This window comes from Nonomuraea sp. SBT364, assembly GCF_001083785.1.
In the GTDB taxonomy this organism is placed as follows: Bacteria; Actinomycetota; Actinomycetes; order Streptosporangiales; family Streptosporangiaceae; genus Nonomuraea.
On record NZ_LAVL01000004.1, the window covers coordinates 84,806 to 102,793 of the forward strand.

Below are 17,988 nucleotides of genomic sequence, written 5' to 3' on the forward strand. Positions count from 1 at the left end.
CTGCTCCACCGCTTCCTTCAGGATCGCCTCCAGCCGCTGGTGTCGAGCTTGGCCAAATACCTCCAGTCCGGCCTCCCCTGAAATCGTCCGCAACACCCTGCCGGTCGACGACGTGTCCGCCGTACTACGACCAACCGCCCGCCTCTGGAACCCGCCTTTGGGCACCGGCGAAGACGAGGCCGAGTTCGTAGGCCAGGACGGCCGCCTGGGTGCGGTCTCGGGCGCCGAGCTTGCCCAGGACATTGCCGACGTGTGTCTTGACCGTCTCTTTGGTGACGTGCAGGGCGGCCGCGATTTCCGCGTTGTTCTGCCCGAGCGCGATGTGCCGCAGGACGTCCAGTTCGCGAGGGGACAGCGCGACCGGCACGCGAGGCGTGGCCGTACCGACGTGCGGGGAGGCGATGCGGCGCAGCGCGTCGGGGAAGAGCAGCGCGTCGCGTGAGTGCACTAGCCGGACGGCCTCCACCAGTTCGTCGGCGGGCGCGCGCTTGAGCACGTAGCCCGCAGCGCCGGCGCGCAAAGCGCCCCAGACCAGCTGGTCGTTCTCGAACGTGGTGACCACGATGACGCGCGTCGCCGGGGAGCGGCGGGCGAGCTCCTGGGTCGCGGCCAGGCCGTCCATGCGCGGCATGCGGATGTCCATCAGCACGACATCCGCGCCGATGCCGGCCTCGACGGCTTCGCGGCCGTCGCCCGCCTCGCCCACCACCGCGATGTCGTCGTGGAGGGACAGCATGGTCGTCCAGCCCGAACGGATCAGCTTCTCGTCGTCGGCCAGGACGAGCCGGATCACAGCGGCAGCCTCGCCTGAACGCGCCACGTCCCGCCCGCCTCCTCCCAGGTACACGTGCCGCCGGCCAGGCGGGCCCGCATGCGCATGCCGGTCAGGCCGCGCCCCTGGCCGCCGGGGCTGCCCGCGAACGCATTGTCCACCGTCAGGACCAGGTCGGCGCCGACGGCGACATCCAGCGTGACCGGGCCGCGCCCGTGACGCAGGGCGTTGGTGAGCGCCTCCCGCGCGAGGGCGAAGGCCGTACGCGAGGCAGCTGCCGGGACCTTGTCGAGGTGTTCGATGACGTTCATGTGCACGTCGAGGCCGCGAGTGAGTGTGTAGACGGCCTCCAGGGTGGGGGTCTCGGTGGTGCCGCCGTCGTCGAGCACGCTCAACAGTACGTCCAAGTCCTGCTGAGCGTGGCGGGCGGTGGCCGTCAGGTGCTCCAGCGACTGTGCGGCGAGCGCGGGTCTGGTGCGCTGCAGTGCCGCCTGGGCGGCCATCGCCTGCACGAGGACGACGCTGAGGGCGTGGCCGACGGAGTCGTGCAGTTCCAGGGCGAGGCTCTGGCGGCGGCCGAGTTCGTCGATCACACGCGATGGCTCGGTGCGCAGCAGCCGGCGCGCCGCCCAGCGCTGGCCGAGTCCCGCGGCGACCATCACGGTCAGCACGGTGGCGGCGATCAGGAGCACTTCGGCAGGCTCGCCGAGCCCCGCCCGCGCCAGTTCGGGCAGCGACACCAGTCCGGGCGTCAGCGCCAGGATGCCCGCGCTGAGTGTGCCACCGACGTATAGGTGCAGGCTGGTCAGCACCACCAGGTAGACGCGGTCCGCCCGCTTGGGCACCTCAACGTCGAGCAACTCCGACAACGCGGCCGCCTCCAGACGCCGCATCAGCGGCGTCAGGGCAAGCAGCACGGAGGCCGGCAGGCACGCCGCCCATAACACCAGCACGCGCCCCGGCGTCCACTCGGCCAGGATGGGCAGGCCGAGCACCACGGCGACCGGAGTCAGCAGCGCGGCGCCCAGCAGTTGGTAGGTCCCGGCCCGCACGGCCCGAACGATCTGGTGCTTCACGACGATCGACGTTAGCCGACGGCTCTTCTGGCGTACTCCCTCGCCAGGGGGAGGCGGCCGGGTCCGGTCGTTCGTAGCGTGATCGGCATGACGAGAACTGATCGGATCCTCGGCGCGCCGCTGCCGGCTGCCATGACCACCGGAACAGCAGAATTGACCATGGACGCGCCGGTGGCCACGGGACGAGTGCGTTACGCGTGGAGAGCCGCCCATGCCCCGGTGGCCGGGGTTCCCCGCTGGGCACGGATCGCCGCCTACGCCGTCCCGTTCACCGTGTTGCCGTCCAGCCTCTGGCGGCTGCCGGCCGCGTTCGGCGACGGGCTCCCGTTCGGCGAGCGGGCCTACATCGTCTTGCTGTCGATCCTGTCGGAGCTGGTGGCCTTCGCGGCCGTCGGACTGGTGGCCGTCTGGGGGGAACGATTTCCGCGCTGGGTTCCCGGACTTGGTGGCCGCAGAGTGCCGACGCCGGTCGCCGTCATCCCCGCCGGTCTCGGCGCCATCGCTTCGACGGTCTTGTGGACAGCCGCCATCGTCACCGAGCTCGTCGGAGTGACCCTGCGAGGCGAGCCGACTCCCGCCGACTTCCCCACCCAAGCAGGCGGTTGGGAGTCGGCGATCTACTACCTCTGCTACCTCCCGCTGCTGCTGTGGGGACCCCTGCTCGCCGCCGTCACCTACGCCTACTACCGACGCCGCCGGAACAACTGACCCGATCGGCACGGCACAGGCGCACTGCTGCGGTACGGGGGTCCAGTCAGTCGAGAGCTGCTCGACCGTGCCGTTCTTGACCCGGTCGTCGCTGTTCGTCAGGCGCATCGTGCTCGGCCGCTTGCGCGGCAGCAACCAGAACGTCCCGCCAGCCCCGTTTTCCGCGCTCGGGTGATCTTCAACGAAGGCCTCATGGATCGATGTCGAGCAGGTCCAGGAGATGGCGGAACTGACGTTCGATCATGGATCACTTTGCCGTCTGCTGAGAGGCCGCGATCCCGGTGAGGATGCGGCGCAAGCCGTGCGAGAACTGTTCGGCCGGGCTCAGGTCGGCGGACGCGGTCATGCGCGAAACCTGGGGATATGCGCCGCTCTCGAGGACCTGGCGCATGTAGGGGGCGACGTCGGCGCGCCACTCGTCCTCGGTCTGACCGGTGCGCCGCTGGGTCTCCTTCTCGGCGAGTTCACGCATGACCGCGCCGCGCACGTAGTCCCTGATCAGTCCGACGGCAGAGCCCGCGTCGGCGATGTCGGAGGTCAGCGGGGCGGCGGCGGTGAGGGCGTGCTCCAGGCCGCGCAGCCAGTTGGGGCCGAGCGACGGCCGGGTCGCCAGGAGCGGGGCCAGCCAGGGGTGCCGCAGCCACAGCTCGCGCTCGTGGTTCGCGTACGCCTCGAGGTCGGCGCGCCAGTCTCCCGTCAGCGGCACGTGCTCGTCGTGCACCGCGTCGGCCATGAGGTCGAGCAGGTCGTCGCGGCTGTCCACATAGCGGTAGAGCGAGGTCGTACCGGTCGACAGTTCGGCGGCGACGCGGCGCATCGACAGCGCGTCGAGCCCCTCGGCGTCGGCGATGGCGACGGACACGTCCACGATGCGCTCCACGCTCAGGGCCTGCCTTTTCGGCCGGTACGGCTCGCGCTCCCAGACAAGTGGCATGGACACGAGTCTATCGAAGTGGCTACGGTGTTCCCATGAATGGGCACACTGTAACCACTGATGTTCTGATCGCCGGCGGTGGATCTGTCGGGCTGATGCTCGCGGTGCTGCTGCGCCACCACGGCGTCGAACCCCTCGTCGTCGAGCAGAAACCGCAGCTGTCGCCCCATCCCAGGGCCACCGGCATCGGGGCGCGGACCGTGGAGATCCTGCGCGAGGTCGGCCTGGAGCAAGCGGTCAACGAGGCCGCTGTCGATCTGCGGGCGGGGAAGATCAGGGGGCGCACGCTCGCCGAGGCCGACTTCACCGAAGGCATGGCGTGGAAGACGAGGGGCACGCCCGAGCTCACCTACACCCCGGCCCGGATCCGCGGCACCTGCGCACAGAACCGGTTCGACCGCGTACTGATCACCAAGGCGGGCGACGTGGAGTTCGGCGTGGCGCTCGACTCGTTCGAGCAGGACGCGGACGGCGTCACGGTGACCCTGTCCGACGGGCGTGCCGTGCGGGCGCGCTATCTGGTGGCGGCCGACGGTGTGCGCAGCCGGGTCCGGCAGATCCTCGGCATCGGCCTCACCGGTCCCGGTGCGATCGGCCGGGAGACGACGAGCGTCCTGTTCCGCGCCGAGCTGCGTCCGCGCCAGCCGTTCGCGATGTGCAACATCGAGCATCCGGACGCGACGGGCCTCCTGGTGACCGTCGACGGCGAACGCGAATGGGTCTTCCTCACCACCATGGAAACGAAGCCGACTCCGGAGCTCATCCGCACCGCGCTCGGCGACCCGTCGATCGAGGTGGAGATCCGCAGCGTGCTGACGTTCCGGGGGCGCGGCCAGGTGGCCGACCGCCTCTCCGCCGGGCGAGTCTTCCTGGTGGGCGACGCGGCGCACGCCATCCCCCCGCTGGGCGCGTTCGGCCTGAACACCGGCATCGCCGACGCGCACAATCTCGCGTGGAAGCTCGCGCACGTGCTGCGCGGTGAGGCCGGGCCCGAGCTGCTGGAGACTTATCACGCGGAGCGCCATCCGGTGGCTCTCATGACGATGGAGCAGGCGCGTCTGCGGTTCGACGATCCGTCCCTGCACTGGGGGAAGGACATGGCGGAGGCGCGCAAGGCAGCGGGGGCGATCAACGCGCCGGTGGTGCACATGGGCTACCGGTACGGCAGCTCGGCGCTCCCCTCCACCGAGGACGTCGCCCTCGACCTCGACGGGTCGCCGGGATCCCGCCTGCCGCACATGTGGTTGGCCGACGGGGTGTCCACGCTGGATCTCGTCCGATCACAGTGGTGCGTGCTCACGGCCGATCCCGGCGTGGAGGCCGACGTTCCGGTGCACGTCGTAGACGGCTGGCCGTACGGGACGGTGCTGGTCCGCCCTGACGGTTTCGTGAGCCGTTCGTACGGCTAGCTGCCCTTCTCCGCATGTGATCTTCAGCGGAGGTCTCGTGGATCGATGTCGAGCAGGTCCATGAGATGGAGTTGGAGGCCGGTGGTCGGGATGAGTCGGATGCCGGCCAGTGCGTCGAGAATGAGCTTGCCGGTGGGAACAGCGGGGCGGCGTACAGGCCGTTGACCTTGGTCTTGTCCTGGGGGCGAGGCTGTGGCGGACTTGGCGTTCGATCAGGCAGAAGATGAGCGGAGCGAGTGGATCGGCCAGGCGATCGATACCGGCGACCTGTCCTTGGACGAGGGCCAGGCGGACGGGGGCAGCGGGACGGACTGCCGACGAGCGTGTGTGGTGAGCGCGTCCGGCCGGGCTGATGAACGATCACGTATCCTCGGGTTCGATGCCCAGAGATCGGACGAGCTGGGCGAGCTCTTCCTGGAAGAGCTTGCCGGGGCTGACCGTCTGGGTGCGCAGGTGCCCGTAGATCTCCAGTGACACCAGGCCGTGCAGGCGGCCCCAGATGCGCAGCGCGAGCGCGACCCCGGCCGGCGGCAGGCCGGGGAAGGCCGGGCGGATCTCGTCGAGGAGCGCGCCGTCGAAGTCGGACCACTCGAAGGCGCTGTGCGCGTAAAGGTGCTCGGCATGCGGCCAGGCGGCGTCCGCGAGGCCGGCGATGCCGGTGCAGACGCGGTGCGCCGCGTCCGGGGCGGCGCCACCCTCGGGAGCCAGGTAGCCGGGTACGGGGTCGCCGTAGATGAGGCGAAAGCCCTCAGGGTTGGCCAGGGCCCAGTCCCGGAAGGCGTGCGCCCAGGTCTGGATCCGCTCTGCCGGAGGCGCGGCGGGGGTGCCGGCCCACGCGGTGTCCACCGCGTCGGCCAGCGCGGTGTACACCTCCTTGATCAGCGTGGTGACCAGGTCGTCGCGGGTGGCGAAATAGCCGTAGATCGCGTTGGCGGTCATGCCCATCTCGCGGGCGATGGCCCGCAGCGTGATCGCGTCGGGTCCGTCGGAGGCCATCAGCTTGAGCGCGACCTGCTTGATCTCCGCCGTCGTCTCGGCTCGCAGCCGTTCGCGGCGTCCACCTGTACTTCCCACATCCTGACTCTACAGTGTCACTATTCCTGGATGGCGTATAGAAACTTCACGGCGTATAGTTTGCTCACGCATCGCACTGAATAGGGAGACCCATGCACATCGGCATCATCGGAGCCACGGGCGGCATCGGCAGCCGCGTCGTCACCGAAGCCCTCCACCGGGGGCACCACGTCACCGCGCTGACCCGCGACGCCACCCGGATCAGCGAAGATCGTACGAACATCGTCTGGAAGAGCGTCGACGTCCTGGACGCCGCGAGCATCGCCGCGATCCTTCCCGGGCTGGACGTCCTGGTCAGCGGCTACCAGCCGGGGAACGCCGCCCGTGACTTCGCCGACACCGTGTCGCGCTCGATCGCCGATCCCACGGTCTACGCCACCGCCGCCCGGGCGCTGCTCAAGGCGCTGGAGAGCCACCCCCGGACCCGGCTGATCGTGATCGGCGGCGCCGGCAGCCTGGAGATCGAACCCGGTCTCCAGGCTGCCGACGCGGACGAACTGGGGGAGGGCCTCGACCAGCTGGGACTGCCCCGAGAGTACGCCGTCGCCGTACGAGGGCATCGGGACGCCCTGAACGTCCTGCGCATGTCCGACCGGCTCTGGACCTACTTCAGCCCAGCCGAGGAGATCGCCCCCGGCCCGCGCACCGGCCGCTTCCGGATCGGCGGCGACCAGCCGGTCCGCGACGCCGACGGACGCAGCCGCATCTCCTCCGAGGACGCCGCCATCGCCCTCGTCGACGAGGCGGAACTTCCGCGCTTCGTGCAGCGACGCTTCACCATCGGCTACTGAAGCGACGCCTCACCCTCCGCGGCAGGCACGCTTTCCTGCGCGACGATGGCCGCCTGGACCCGGGAGCGCAGCTGCAGTTTCGACAGCACCTTCGACACGTGCGTCTTCACCGTGGTCTCGCTGATGAAGAGCTTGGCCGCGATCTGCGCGTTGGACAGGCCCTGGCCGAGGCAGACGAACACCTCACGTTCTCGATCGGTGAGCTCGTCAAGGCTCACCGACGGCTTGGCCGGGGGCGGCTTCAGCGAGGCGAACGCGCCGATCAGCTTGCGGGTGACCTGGGGGTCGAGGACCCCCTCTCCCGCGGCGACCAGACGCACCGCCTCCACCAGGCGGCCGGCCTCCACGGTCTTGAGCAGGAAGCCCGCGGCGCCCGCGCGCAGCGCCGCGTAAACGTACTCGTCGAGGTCGAACGTGGTGAGCACGAGCACCTGACACAGCTGCTCCGCGACCAGCGCGCGGGTGGCGGCGATGCCGTCCATACCGGGCATCCGCAGGTCCATCAGCACCACGTCCGGTTTCAGCGCCCTCGTCTGGCGGATGGCGGACGCGCCGTCGGCGACCTCGCCCACCACGTCGATGCCGGGTGCGTTGTCCAGGAGCAGCACCAGTCCGGCGCGTATCGCGGCATGGTCGTCAGCTATCAGAACCTTGACTGTCATGACCTCGCCTGCATGATGGGCAGAACCGCGCGTACGAGCCAGCCCGTCTCCGACGGGCCGGCGGCGAAGGACCCCCCGACCGCGGCCGCGCGCTCCCGCATGTTGAGCAGCCCGGTGCCGGTGCCGGTGCCGGTGCCGTCGCCGCTCGCGGACGCGGCGGGCAGATCGTTCACCACCTCGACGGTGAGCGAGCCGTCGACGAGCCGGATCTCCACCCGCGCCCGCGTCTGCGGCGCGTGCTTCATCGCGTTGGTCAGCGCCTCCTGGGCGATTCGGTACGCCGTGAGGTTGGCCGCCGCCGGCAGGGTCACCGACTCGTCGATATCCGAATGCACCTCGATGTCCATCCCGGCCGCTCGCGCCGAGTCCACCAGCACGGACAGCTCGGAGAGCCCCGCCGGGGCCAGGGTCTCGCCCCGGCCGCTCCCGTCGGCACGCAGCAACTCGATCATCGCTCGCATCTCCTCCAGCGCGCGCACGCTGTTCTCCCGTACCGAGGTCAGCACCGACCGCGAGGCCTCGGGGGAGGCGTCGCCGATCGACAGGACGGCTTCGGACTGAAGGGCGATCGCGGAAAGATGCCCGGCGATCACATCGTGCAGGTCGCGCGCCATCCTCGCGCGCTCCGCGGCGACCGCGGCCCGCTGACCCAGCTCGCTGATCCTCGTCAGCTGCGACGCGCTCCTGCGCTCGGCGCCGGCGATCTCCTTGTGCTGCCGCAGGTTCGTCGCCCACCACATGGGGATGACGAGGAACGGCAACACCGCCAGCCCCGTCACCAGGGCCGTCCGTACGTCCGGCGTGAGCACCATCATGACCCCGGCCGAGGCGATCGTGATGGCCGAGGTGATCGGGACCATGTCCCGGCTGAGCCGCCGCGGGCCGTACAAGGTCGCCGCGTAGAGCAGATCGGCGAACACGATCAGCACTGCCATGCTCGCGCCGAAGACGCTGTCGGCGGCCAGCAGCGCGAACCCGATGATGAGCGCCGCGACGGGTGCCCGGCGCCGGAACAACTCCACGACACAGATGCATCCGAACAGGACGGGATGTAGCCACGGCGGCGGTGTGAGGCCGGTCTCGAACAGCGGGGACCAGCCGACCACCAGGAGGAGAACGCCGATTCCGACCGAGCTTACGGTGATGGCCAGATCCTGCTGCCATTCCGGCAGGTTCCGCAACCGCGGGGTCGTGAGCGTGGTCCGGGGGAGCACACGTACATCCCAGCACAGCCGGCCTGACGGGCACATCATACGAAGTGATGAGGGGCTCTCGTCCGGATCGCCGATAGGCGCCGTCCGCCGGCGCGGCCATATTCGGACAAGGCACTGAACGCATGTGGGCAGGTGGTGGCGCGCCGTCGACGGGGACCGCCCGGCTGGAGAAGAGAATGAGCGGGAACAACGAAGAGCGCGGCGCGGGGAACGACCGTAGATGGGCGCCCTGGTACATCTACGTGGTGCTCATCGTCGGCGGCAACTATGTCAAGCAGAGTTTTCTCGAGGACGCGCCGGTGGTCGTCAACGTGATCGCGACCGTGATCGTCGCGGCCGCCGTCTTCGTCCTCGTCACCGCGGTCTACCGGAGCGTGTTCGCGGGCCGGCGGGAGCGGCCTTGACGACTGTCCTGGTCCCACCGCGCTCACGTCTGGGCGGTGAGGAGCGCATCCGCCAGACCCGTGCGGGCATAGAGCACCGACCTGCCCGCTCGGTGGCTGCTGACCAGGCCGGCTGCCCGCAGGGCGGTGAGGTGCTGGGACACGCCCGCCGCCGACAGGCCCGATCGGGCAGCGAGTTCGGTGGTCGAGACGGGCGACTCCAGCTCGGACAGCATCAGGGCGCGGGATCGGCCGATCACCGCGGCGAGGGCTTCCAGATGCTCATAGGTACGGCGCTCCCACAACGTCCCGATTCCGCGCGCCGGGTAGGCGAGCTGAGGCGGTTCCGGCACGACGGACCGGGTCAGCACCCGCGGCCACGCGAACGCCGACGGGACCAGCAAGAGCCCGGCGCCCGTCTCGATCCTGGTGACGGCACAGTGCCGATCTTCGAGGTGAAGACTGCCCGACGCCCAGCGCACCGTGTGGTGCAGTCCGTCCAGCGCATGGGACGTGCCATGCTCGGCGACCTGGCGGCCCCGATGGAAGATGTCCGCTTCCAGCACCGAGCGGATCCGGTCCCAGTACGGTGCGATCGCGAGCCGCCAGTAGACCTCGATCTCCGCGACGATTCGCGGCAGGTGGGCCGACGGCGCCCGGTGAAGGCTTCGCAACCGGGGGGACAACCGGTCGTCGCGCTCGGCGGCCAGCCAGTCGAGGTCCCGCCGTACCTGCTCGGGCCCGGTGGCCGCGATGGCGGCCAACTCGGCGGAAAGGCCGGGGGACGGGGTCGCCGGTGCCGGGTTGAGGAAGTCGGGCAGGTGGCCGGCGGGCGGGATCATGTCGGCCAGCCAGCCGTGATCGAGACCCGCCGCGGCGAGCCGAGGTCGTACCTGCTCGGCCCAGCCGCGGTGCGGATCCGGTGTCACGGCGGCCGCGAGCGCTCTGAAGCTGGTGACGACCTCCCACATGGGCGAGACGGCGAACCGGGTCGCGGCCAGATCGTGCACGGAGAAGGTCAGTCGCGCCTTCATGCCACCTCCACCGCTCCGATGATTCGGTCTGAGCTTAATGAGTGGACGCTTCCGTCCCTGCCGGGCAGCATCCCGGAGCGAGCGCCCGCGACGCGGGGCCGAGAAGCAGAACGACGCGAACGAGGTCACGCACATGCCTGTTGACAGCTCCACCTCCTCTGAGGCCGTAATCGAGAAGCAGGCCCGGTTGTTCCGCACGATGAGCAGCGAGTCCGTGCTGGTGCTGCCCAACGCCTGGGACGCCGCCAGCGCGGCTGTGATCGCCGCCGCCGGCGCCACGGCGATCGCCACGACCAGCGGCGGCGTGGCCTGGTCGCTGGGCCACGGGGACGGGCAACGACTCAGCCGCGGGGAGATGGCCGAGGCCGCCCGGCGCATCGTGGACTCCGTCGACCTGCCGGTGACGGTCGACATCGAGGGAGGGTACGGGCCTGCCCGGGCGGATGTCGCAGCGACCGTGCGGGCGGTGGTCGAGGCCGGCGCGGTCGGCGTCAATCTGGAGGACTCCACGGCCGTCGGCGGTCCGCTGTTCGAGGCCGCCGAGCAGAGCGCCAGGTTGAGCGCCGCCAGGAACGCCGCGACGGAGGCGAGTCTTCCCGAACTGTTCGTCAACGCGCGTACTGACGTCTTCCTGTTCGCGATCGGCGCGCCTGGTGATCGGCTGGGCGAGGTGCTGGCACGCGCGGAGGCCTACGCCGAGGCGGGAGCCGACGGCCTCTTCGTTCCGGGGCTGCTGGATCTGGACGTGCTGCACAGCCTTTGCGCCGCGTCACCGCTGCCGGTGAACGCGATGGCCGTGGCCGGTGGGCCGAGCGTCGGCGACCTCGCGCAGGCCGGCGTGCGCAGGATCAGCCTGGGCACCGGACTGGCCCAGGCGGCCTACGCCGCGGTCAGCAGAGCCGCCGCGGAAGTGCTCGGCACGGGAGGTCTCACGGCGCTGGACGGCTCCCTGGAGTTCGGCGAGCTCAATACCCTTTTCCATCACTGAGGGGGACAGATCATCGTGACGTCCGACGGTATCGCCCGGGAGTGCGGCGTATGGTCAGGTGGCTGACCACGGCGCGTGGCGTGGTGGACGCGGCGTTCGTACGTGACGGATCCGGGTCATGGCTGCGGCACGGCCGGCATCTCCTCGGCGGCCAGCCGTTCCCGCGCGTACAGCCGCAGCAGCGGACTGATGTGGAACCGGCCCGGGATCTGCCTGCGCACCAGATGCGCCGCACCGAGCAGCTCGAGCAGGAACTCGGCCTCGTGAGGCGGCACCTCGAGCATGGCCGCGACGCTCTCCGGAGTGCAGTCGCCGTCCGGCACGAAGGCCAGCAGGCGGAAGAGCCGCTGCGCGGGAGCGGGCAGCGTGAGATAGGTGCGGTCGAAGGACGTACGTAGCGCCGCCGTCCGATCGCCCGTCACCGCGAGCAGGGAGAGCCGCGCGCGCGAGCGCAGCCCGGCCAGATAGCGCGCCCTCTCGGCGGGGGAGCGGCCCATCATGTTGGCCCCGGCCAGGCGCAGGGCCAACGGCAGGTCGTCGCAGAGCCTGGCGATCTCGGCCAGCAGGCCGTGAGGCGTCGTCCGGCCGATCAAGCCGGCCAGCAGGAGCGTGGCCTCGTCACGCCGCAGCGGCTCCAGCATCAGAACGCGGGCGTCCTCCAGCGCGGCCAGCCCCCAGAGGTTCGCTCCCGAGGTGACCAGGACCGCGCACTCGGTCGTCCCTGGCAACAGGGATCTGACCTGGGTCGCGTCGAAGGCATCATCCAGCACCAGCAGCACCGAGCGGTCGGCCAGCAGCGCGCGCAGCCGCCCCGCACGCGCGCCGAGGCCGTCCGGGATGTCCGCCCGGTCGAGCCCGGCCGAGATCAGCATCTCCGCCAGCACCTCCGCGGGGTCGCGAGGGCTTCCATCAGGGGTTCTCAGCCGGACGAACCACTGCCCGTCCGGGAAGGCGGTGCGCACCCGGTGCGCGACGTGGACGGCGAAGGCCGTCTTGCCCGTTCCGGGTCCGCCGCCCACGACCACGATCGGCACCACGCCCACATCCCGGTGCAGCAGCCGTGCCGTGGCCTCGGAAACCATCTCGGACCGTCCCACGTAGGTCCCCACGCCGAGCGGCAACTGGCATGCCGCGACCCACGACGGAGAGGAACCGTCGCCGTCCGGCTCACCGTCCGACAACGGCTCCCCACTGAGCACCTGCCGGTGAAGCCGCTGGAGACTCTCACCCGGTTCGATGCCGAGCTCATCGTGCAGCACCCGGCGCAGCCGCCGGAACGCGTCCAGGGCCTCCGCGTGCCGGCCGCTTCGATGCAGTGCCGTCATCAGCCAGCCCCACAGGCGCTCGTGCAGCGGGTGTTCCGCGGTGAGCGCGCGCAACTCCGCCAGCATCTGCCGATGCCGTCCGAGGGACAGTTCGGCGTCGATGCGACGTTCCACCGCGCTGAGCCGCTCCTCACCGAGGCTCTGCGCGGCCAAGCTCCGCAACCTCTCCGAAGGCACGTTCGCCAGGGCCGGACCTCGCCACAGGGCCAGGGCCTGGCGCAGCAGCGCTGCCTGAGTGGCCGGGCCGCTGCGCGTGAGCGACTCCGCCCGGACGACCAGATCACGGAAGCGGTGCAGGTCCAGGGCGAACCCGGGCACCTCGATCGAATAGCCGTCGCGCCGGGTGACGATCAGATCGGACACCTGGAGAGACGTGCGCAGCCGGGCCACATAGGTCTGCACCGTGCCACGTGCGTTGGCAGGCGGCGCACCGCTCCAGATGTAGTCGAACAGCTCCTCCATGGATACCGGGTAATTGGCCTTCAACAGGAGCGCGGCGAGCAGGATACGGTGCTTTCCCGCGGGTATCGGAACCTCCTTGCCCGCGAGCGTGACCTCCAGCGGTCCCAAAATGCGAAAGGTCACCTGGCCCTTCTCCGGCACGGATTCTCCTACAGCGTGGGTTCCGCGATTCTTGCGCGGATTCTATTGACGCATAGGACGCTAGCCACTGTTCTCCGCAGGTGACCTTGATCGATCGCGAATGGCTAGAAAAAGAGGCAAGAATGGCGTGAACGGCACGGATATGGGACGAGCCGCAGACAGGGACTGCTGTGGCTGTCCCGGCATCGTCGCGCACGGCACCGACCAAAAGATCTTACTGTGGTATTAGGATGCGACCATGGCCGCCAAAGACACCGTGAGCGTCACTCTGGATCACGAGCTGGTCGAGTACGCCAAGACCCAGACCGGCTCCCTGTCCGCCTACGTCAACGAGGCCCTGGCCGCCAAGGTCCGCGAGGATCGCCGCCGCCGGGCGATCCTGCAGGCCCACCGCGACCGCGCGCACGCCAGCGCCGATCATCCGCTCGTGGAGCGCAGGATGGCCCACGTCGCCCAGCAGCTCGCCGCCCTCGCCGCAGAAGGGGCAAAGTGACCCTGCCACCTCTCATCCTCGACACCGGCGTCCTGGTGGAGCTGGCGCGCGGCGACCTCAACCTCATGGAGATGGTCGCCCGCTGGGACGAGCAGGGCCAGCCGATGGTCATGTCCGTCGTCGCCATCGCCGCCGCCGCGCGGGATTCCGGCTCCAAGGACTCCACGGACCTTCTGCTCGGCATCGCCACCATGGACCGGATCACGGTGGCGGGGCTCCGCGAACCCGAGCACGGCATCACCCTGGCGTCCGTACTCAGCCGGACCGACCTCGACTGGGGCGACGCCCACATCGCCGCGCTGGCCGACACCTCCGTCTGCCCGATCCTCACCCTCGACGGCTCACACTGGACCGCCGCCGTCCGGGCGTTCGAGGAGCCGCTGCACGTCATCGAGATCTCCGACCCCCCCGAGTGAACGCCTGGCGGCGTGGAGATCGGCTCGCCCGGCGCCCTCCTACGCGGCCACTCCGGCCAGTAGCTCGTCGGTGAGGCGGGACAGCCGTCCGGCGTCCCTGGAGGAGAAGAGCTTGCCGCGCACATTCAGCTCGGTGAACAGGTTGAACGCGGTCAGGGGCGGCGTCGGCGGATCATCGAGCACCCGCAGGAGCGGCGGGACCACGTCGGTCGCGGGTTTCGCCCTCAAGCGCTGCTGCCGGAGATGGGCGGCGGTCTGCGGGTCGAACTCACCCGCGTAACTGGTCGCCGTGGTGCTGGGATGGAAGAGGACGTACCGCACCGGCCCGTCGCCGTGCCGTTCGGCGAAGCTCACGCCGAGCAGATCGTTCAGGCGCCCGGTCATGAACATCGCGTGCACCAGGTCGTACCGGCGGGCGCTCTGCAGATCGTCCCAGGAGATCGGCGTGTCATGGCCGGGACCGGCGACATTGACGATCACCGGCCGCTCCGCCTTCTCCAGCTGGCCGAGCAGCCCGTAGCTGAACAGCAGGCGGCTCAGGTAGAACAGGGCGAAGTTGTCCTCGAACCCCTCGGCGGTCACCGACCGCCTGGACCGCATGAACCGTGCGCACAGCACCACGCCGTCGATGACCGGAAACGCCTCGGCGAGCCTGCCCATGGTGTGGCGGGTGCTGGAGACCAGGCTGAGGTCGGCCTTGACGAACTCCGCACTCCCCGGCGCCGAGGCGGCCTCGGCCACGAGACGCTCGCCCTTCGCCGGATCGGTCCCGATCACCACGGCCCTGTCGCCTCGTGAGAACAGCGTGCGGGCCAGCGCCGCACCGATGCCGTCGGTGCCGCCGGTGATCACATACGTCTTCATCATCCCAGCCCTCCAGGGCGTCGTGAGTCCATCAAACCATACTGGTAAGTCTAGTTAGGTAGTCATACGAGTCAAGCCGCATGGCAGGAATATGGCGGTGTTCGGCAGCGCAGCCGCTGGCCACGACGGTTCAGTACTGCCAGCCTCCTCTGAGCACGGCCAGCAGTGTTGATCAACGATTGAAGGCGATGACGTGGCACAACCGCCCTACGGCCCGCCCCCGCGAGGAGCGTACCCACCGCCGAAGCGCCGGCGGCGCAGCGGACCGGTCGCCTGGATCATCGCCGCAGGGCTGGCGGGCGTCCTCGTCATCGCTCTCGTCATCGTCGCGGGCGTCCTGGTGAAGGGATACACCGCGCGGAAGCTCGTGGCTCCATCCGCCACGAAGACGCAGGAGGCCAAGCCGGCCGACACCAAGCTGCGGACGGTTCCCCGCAAGGGCTACCGCGACCTTTCCGACGGGACAGCCGATCCCGCGCCGCTGGTGGAGAGAACAAGCCACGCGCCCGTGCGATACGGCGGCACGCCGGTGATCCCGGCCTGCGCGCTCCTGACGCTCGCCGACCTGACCAAGCACGAATTGCTCCTCAGCCCCAATCCGCTGGGAGCCTCCTATCGCCGGTCCGTTTTCGACGGCCAAGGACGGGGGGCCGTGGACAAAGGCAGTCAGCTCTTCTTCCCCGTCACGCCGCCCAACTCCTGCCGATACCTGATCGAGCCGAAAGGGCAGGTGGAGATCGAGGTATTCCAGGAGGCGTACACGACGCCCTCGGCGATGGTGCACGAATTCAAAAGATTCAGCCCCCGCCCGGCCATCGGGGGAGTCTCGGTACGGCAAGGCAAGACCTACGGGACCGACGAGGCGACCGCCTATGGCAAATACGGGCTACGGCTGGGCAGGACGGCGGTGCGGCTGACGACGATGCTGCCCCGCGGTGCCGATGTGGGCAGCATCGAACAGGCCGTGCTGGCCACGGTCGCGAGCAATCTGAGACGAGTGTCGCGCAGCCCCACGGGGACCCCTGCCGTGATCTACGACAGCCCGCTGCTCACGTCCGAGCCTGCCCCGCCCTGCGCCGCGCTCCGGGCCGAAGACATCCAGGCACACTTCGGCCGGCCGTCAGCGCCTTTCGCGGAGGAACTGTACGGGTCTGCGGTAGGCCGTACGGACTTCAGCAGCGGAATGACGGGCATCGCCGACGATACGGAATACGCCTACACCTACACCGAATGCAAGAGGTTCACCGGCGCGGACGCGGGGGACCCGCACACGCTCACGATGGCCATCACCAGCTACACCGCCGATACGGCCGCCGATCACGCCATGACCATCGGCCGGCGAGTGGAGGCGGGAAAGCCGTTGAAGGCCGCCCTGGCCGCGGACGCCTACTGCGTGACCAGGAGATACGCACGACCGGCAGGCGCACTGGTGATCCGGCAAGGCCGGTTCGTGGTGATCTTCTCCGTGACCGACCCCGGCCTGCCCTCGGCCGGCGTCGAGCCCGGCAAGCAGTGCGAAAGCATGCGAGACCTGGCCGAGCGGGCGGCGAGCCGGCTGAAGGGCTAGAGGGTACCGCGCGGCATGCTCACTCGACAGGCCGCGACCCGGCGACCGCGAACGCCCGCAGGAAAGTGTGGACCGCGGCGCGAGAGAGATCGCGCAGCTCGGCGATGGGGACGTGCCGAGTGCCGAGGCGCGCCCGTCTGTCCATCGGGCCGGTCAGCAGGGCGAAGAACTGCTCGGCGGCCAGGAGCGGATCGGGGGTGCGCAGGCGCCCGGCGACGGTGAGGCGCGCGAGCCGATCGGCCAGGGCTTCGGCGATGCGGTCGGCCGCGCGGGTGTGGATGATGTCGAGAAGATCGGGGAACTGGTTGAGCTCGGCGGACAGCAGCCGGCGCAGCGCCCAAGATCGGTCGTCGCAGTAGCACTGGAGCAGGCGGAGGCCGACGCCTTCGAGGGTGGCGCGGAGGTCGTGACCACGATCGGTCAGCCGGTCGACCGCGGTCAGATTGTCGGCCAGTGCCTGGTCGGCGGAGGCGGCGACGGCCTCACGAAGCAGGGTCTCCTTGTCGCCGAAGTGGCTGTACACGGTGGCCTTGGCCACTCCCGCCTCCGCCGCGATCACGTCCACGCCGGCCTGGGCGTATCCCGCGCGGGCGAAGACAGCGAACGCGGCGTCGAGGATCGCCTGCCGCTTGTCGATCCGGCCCCGGGCGGCGACGGCTGCACACATGGCCGCCAGCATACGCGCCGGCCCGCCGTACCAGACTCACGAGTCCTGCCCTATACCAGACAGAACATCAATTCTGTCTGGTATAGGGCAGGAGCGCCGCATCTGCTACGGAGGCGTCATGTGCAGTCGCGGATGTCGTTGCCGTTGTTGTCCTTGGCCTGGTCGTTGCCCCAGCGCGACAGGTAGTAGGCCGACACCCACTGGTTCTGCCACGGGTTGCCCGAGTCCAGATCGGTTTTCAGCCACCAGTGGTTGTAGTCGCCGCCGACCTGGACGAGAGGTCCCCAGACGCGGCAGTAGACATAGTTGGTCCCCCGCAGCAGGGTCCCGGTCCGGGCGCCGCCCGGCGTGGCGTGCCCGGGGGCGTCGGCGAAGGTGTCCACCCAGTAGCGGCCGGGCGTGCCCCCGCCGCAGTTGTTGCTGGTCTCGAAGTGCTGGTTGTACGACCAGGTCACGGGAATGGCGTGCCCGTTGACCGCCGCCTGCACGACGGCGCCGTTCAGCCGTTGTTCGAAGTGCAGGTGAGCGCCGGTCGTGGCGCTACCGGTGTTCCCGACGGCGCCGATCTGCTGGCCCTGGCTGACCGCGGCGCCGACGCCGACCGCCCGGCTCGCCAGATGAAGGTAGCGAGTCACCCAGCCGCCTCCGTGGTCGACGACGATGGTGTTGCCCGCGTCGGCGAAGAAGGTCGACGTCACCACGGTGCCGGCGGCGGAGGCCAGGGCGGGGGTGCCCCACGTCGCGCCGCTGACCGAGATCATGTCGACCATGAACTGGCTGGCGTGCCCGCTGTGGGTGGAGGTCGTCCATCGCTCACCGCAGGGCACGGGAAGCTGGAACGGCGGAGCGGCGAAGGTCGCGCCGTCGTCCGCCTGCTGGGCGTACGCGCCGGCCGGGGCGAGGAGAAGGGCGGCGGAGAGCGCCGCGAGGATCGTAACGAGGCGGGATAAGAGCTGACGGGTACGGGTTGTCACGGTGGTTCCTCCGATGGGGGGTGAGGGACGTGCC

General features: G+C 69.9%; 19 protein-coding genes. 8 read left to right on the forward strand and 11 right to left on the reverse strand.

Annotation, left to right across the window (positions count from 1 at the left end; genetic code table 11):
• Positions 1 to 124: 124 nt before the first annotated feature.
• Complete coding sequence (locus ADY59_RS03605) at positions 125 to 793, reverse strand: response regulator transcription factor (RefSeq protein WP_049557505.1); 669 nt, start codon at positions 791 to 793, stop codon at positions 125 to 127.
• Positions 790 to 1,848: a sensor histidine kinase gene (locus ADY59_RS03610; RefSeq protein ID WP_049557508.1), complete on the reverse strand. Its 1,059-nt coding sequence runs from the start codon at positions 1,846 to 1,848 to the stop codon at positions 790 to 792. The genes ADY59_RS03605 and ADY59_RS03610 overlap by 4 nt, the downstream gene beginning before the upstream one ends.
• Before the next feature lie 87 nt (positions 1,849 to 1,935).
• On the opposite strand from ADY59_RS03610, the gene ADY59_RS03615 reads away from it, so the two are divergent.
• Positions 1,936 to 2,556: a hypothetical protein gene (locus ADY59_RS03615; RefSeq protein WP_231618525.1), complete on the forward strand. Its 621-nt coding sequence runs from the start codon at positions 1,936 to 1,938 to the stop codon at positions 2,554 to 2,556.
• A gap of 247 nt (positions 2,557 to 2,803) precedes the next feature.
• Here ADY59_RS03615 and ADY59_RS03620 read toward each other — a convergent pair whose 3' ends face one another.
• Positions 2,804 to 3,490 (reverse strand): TetR/AcrR family transcriptional regulator, encoded by a 687-nt coding sequence (locus ADY59_RS03620; protein WP_049557513.1) that lies wholly within the window; start codon positions 3,488 to 3,490, stop codon positions 2,804 to 2,806.
• Positions 3,491 to 3,525: 35 nt separating this feature from the next.
• Between ADY59_RS03620 and ADY59_RS03625 the strand changes: the two genes are divergently transcribed.
• Positions 3,526 to 4,899 carry an FAD-dependent monooxygenase gene (locus tag ADY59_RS03625; protein WP_082309824.1) on the forward strand — a complete coding sequence of 458 codons (1,374 nt, stop codon included), beginning with the start codon at positions 3,526 to 3,528 and terminating at the stop codon, positions 4,897 to 4,899.
• Positions 4,900 to 5,259: 360 nt separating this feature from the next.
• Here the strand turns inward: ADY59_RS03625 and ADY59_RS03630 are convergent, their stop codons facing one another.
• The gene (locus tag ADY59_RS03630; RefSeq protein WP_049557516.1) at positions 5,260 to 5,973 is read right to left on the reverse strand and encodes a TetR/AcrR family transcriptional regulator; all 714 of its coding nucleotides are present in this window, start codon (positions 5,971 to 5,973) and stop codon (positions 5,260 to 5,262) included.
• Positions 5,974 to 6,065: 92 nt separating this feature from the next.
• Between ADY59_RS03630 and ADY59_RS03635 the strand changes: the two genes are divergently transcribed.
• Positions 6,066 to 6,764, forward strand: a complete 699-nt coding sequence (locus tag ADY59_RS03635; RefSeq protein WP_049557519.1) for an NAD(P)-dependent oxidoreductase — start codon at positions 6,066 to 6,068, stop codon at positions 6,762 to 6,764.
• On the opposite strand, the gene ADY59_RS03640 is transcribed toward ADY59_RS03635, so the two are convergent.
• Entirely contained in the window at positions 6,758 to 7,426 is a 669-nt protein-coding gene (locus ADY59_RS03640; RefSeq protein WP_049557521.1) for a response regulator, read from the reverse strand. The genes ADY59_RS03635 and ADY59_RS03640 overlap by 7 nt on opposite strands.
• Entirely contained in the window at positions 7,423 to 8,640 is a 1,218-nt protein-coding gene (locus tag ADY59_RS03645; protein ID WP_049557524.1) for a sensor histidine kinase, read from the reverse strand. Before ADY59_RS03645 ends, ADY59_RS03640 begins: the two co-directional genes overlap by 4 nt.
• Positions 8,641 to 8,816: 176 nt before the next feature.
• Between ADY59_RS03645 and ADY59_RS03650 the strand changes: the two genes are divergently transcribed.
• Entirely contained in the window at positions 8,817 to 9,044 is a 228-nt protein-coding gene (locus ADY59_RS03650) for a hypothetical protein (protein ID WP_049557527.1), read from the forward strand.
• Positions 9,045 to 9,067: 23 nt separating this feature from the next.
• On the opposite strand, the gene ADY59_RS03655 is transcribed toward ADY59_RS03650, so the two are convergent.
• Positions 9,068 to 10,057, reverse strand: a complete 990-nt coding sequence (locus ADY59_RS03655) for an ArsR/SmtB family transcription factor (protein ID WP_049557529.1) — start codon at positions 10,055 to 10,057, stop codon at positions 9,068 to 9,070.
• Between the two features lie 133 nt (positions 10,058 to 10,190).
• On the opposite strand from ADY59_RS03655, the gene ADY59_RS03660 reads away from it, so the two are divergent.
• Positions 10,191 to 11,045 (forward strand): isocitrate lyase/PEP mutase family protein, encoded by an 855-nt coding sequence (locus ADY59_RS03660; RefSeq protein WP_049557531.1) that lies wholly within the window; start codon positions 10,191 to 10,193, stop codon positions 11,043 to 11,045.
• Between the two features lie 116 nt (positions 11,046 to 11,161).
• Here ADY59_RS03660 and ADY59_RS03665 read toward each other — a convergent pair whose 3' ends face one another.
• On the reverse strand, positions 11,162 to 12,973 hold the full coding sequence (locus ADY59_RS03665; RefSeq protein WP_082309825.1) for an AfsR/SARP family transcriptional regulator: 1,812 nt from the start codon (positions 12,971 to 12,973) through the stop codon (positions 11,162 to 11,164).
• Positions 12,974 to 13,211: 238 nt separating this feature from the next.
• Here ADY59_RS03665 and ADY59_RS03670 point away from each other — a divergent pair, with 238 nt between their 5' ends.
• Positions 13,212 to 13,466, forward strand: coding sequence for a type II toxin-antitoxin system CcdA family antitoxin (locus ADY59_RS03670; RefSeq protein WP_049557535.1), 255 nt, complete (start codon positions 13,212 to 13,214; stop codon positions 13,464 to 13,466).
• Positions 13,463 to 13,882, forward strand: a complete 420-nt coding sequence (locus ADY59_RS03675; protein WP_049557537.1) for a PIN domain-containing protein — start codon at positions 13,463 to 13,465, stop codon at positions 13,880 to 13,882. Before ADY59_RS03670 ends, ADY59_RS03675 begins: the two co-directional genes overlap by 4 nt.
• 39 nt (positions 13,883 to 13,921) lie before the next feature.
• Here ADY59_RS03675 and ADY59_RS03680 read toward each other — a convergent pair whose 3' ends face one another.
• On the reverse strand, positions 13,922 to 14,749 hold the full coding sequence (locus ADY59_RS03680) for an SDR family NAD(P)-dependent oxidoreductase (protein ID WP_053174412.1): 828 nt from the start codon (positions 14,747 to 14,749) through the stop codon (positions 13,922 to 13,924).
• Between the two features lie 190 nt (positions 14,750 to 14,939).
• On the opposite strand from ADY59_RS03680, the gene ADY59_RS03685 reads away from it, so the two are divergent.
• Positions 14,940 to 16,313 (forward strand): hypothetical protein, encoded by a 1,374-nt coding sequence (locus ADY59_RS03685; protein WP_049557540.1) that lies wholly within the window; start codon positions 14,940 to 14,942, stop codon positions 16,311 to 16,313.
• 19 nt (positions 16,314 to 16,332) lie between these two features.
• Here ADY59_RS03685 and ADY59_RS03690 read toward each other — a convergent pair whose 3' ends face one another.
• Positions 16,333 to 16,980, reverse strand: a complete 648-nt coding sequence (locus ADY59_RS03690; RefSeq protein WP_231618526.1) for a TetR/AcrR family transcriptional regulator — start codon at positions 16,978 to 16,980, stop codon at positions 16,333 to 16,335.
• Positions 16,981 to 17,096: 116 nt separating this feature from the next.
• The gene (locus ADY59_RS03695) at positions 17,097 to 17,954 is read right to left on the reverse strand and encodes a M23 family metallopeptidase (RefSeq protein ID WP_049557544.1); all 858 of its coding nucleotides are present in this window, start codon (positions 17,952 to 17,954) and stop codon (positions 17,097 to 17,099) included.
• Between the last annotated feature and the right edge of the window lie 34 nt (positions 17,955 to 17,988).

Bases quoted from the DNA above. Each gene is read 5' to 3' on its own strand.
- ADY59_RS03615 (WP_231618525.1), top strand. From the start codon at position 1,936: ATGACGAGAACTGATCGGATCCTCGGCGCGCCGCTGCCGGCTGCCATG.
- ADY59_RS03620 (WP_049557513.1), bottom strand. From the start codon at position 3,490: ATGCCACTTGTCTGGGAGCGCGAGCCGTACCGGCCGAAAAGGCAGGCC.
- ADY59_RS03625 (WP_082309824.1), top strand. From the start codon at position 3,526: ATGAATGGGCACACTGTAACCACTGATGTTCTGATCGCCGGCGGTGGA.
- ADY59_RS03635 (WP_049557519.1), top strand. From the start codon at position 6,066: ATGCACATCGGCATCATCGGAGCCACGGGCGGCATCGGCAGCCGCGTC.
- ADY59_RS03640 (WP_049557521.1), bottom strand. From the start codon at position 7,426: ATGACAGTCAAGGTTCTGATAGCTGACGACCATGCCGCGATACGCGCC.
- ADY59_RS03650 (WP_049557527.1), top strand. From the start codon at position 8,817: ATGAGCGGGAACAACGAAGAGCGCGGCGCGGGGAACGACCGTAGATGG.
- ADY59_RS03655 (WP_049557529.1), bottom strand. From the start codon at position 10,057: ATGAAGGCGCGACTGACCTTCTCCGTGCACGATCTGGCCGCGACCCGG.
- ADY59_RS03660 (WP_049557531.1), top strand. From the start codon at position 10,191: ATGCCTGTTGACAGCTCCACCTCCTCTGAGGCCGTAATCGAGAAGCAG.
- ADY59_RS03670 (WP_049557535.1), top strand. From the start codon at position 13,212: ATGGCCGCCAAAGACACCGTGAGCGTCACTCTGGATCACGAGCTGGTC.
- ADY59_RS03680 (WP_053174412.1), bottom strand. From the start codon at position 14,749: ATGATGAAGACGTATGTGATCACCGGCGGCACCGACGGCATCGGTGCG.
- ADY59_RS03690 (WP_231618526.1), bottom strand. From the start codon at position 16,980: ATGTGTGCAGCCGTCGCCGCCCGGGGCCGGATCGACAAGCGGCAGGCG.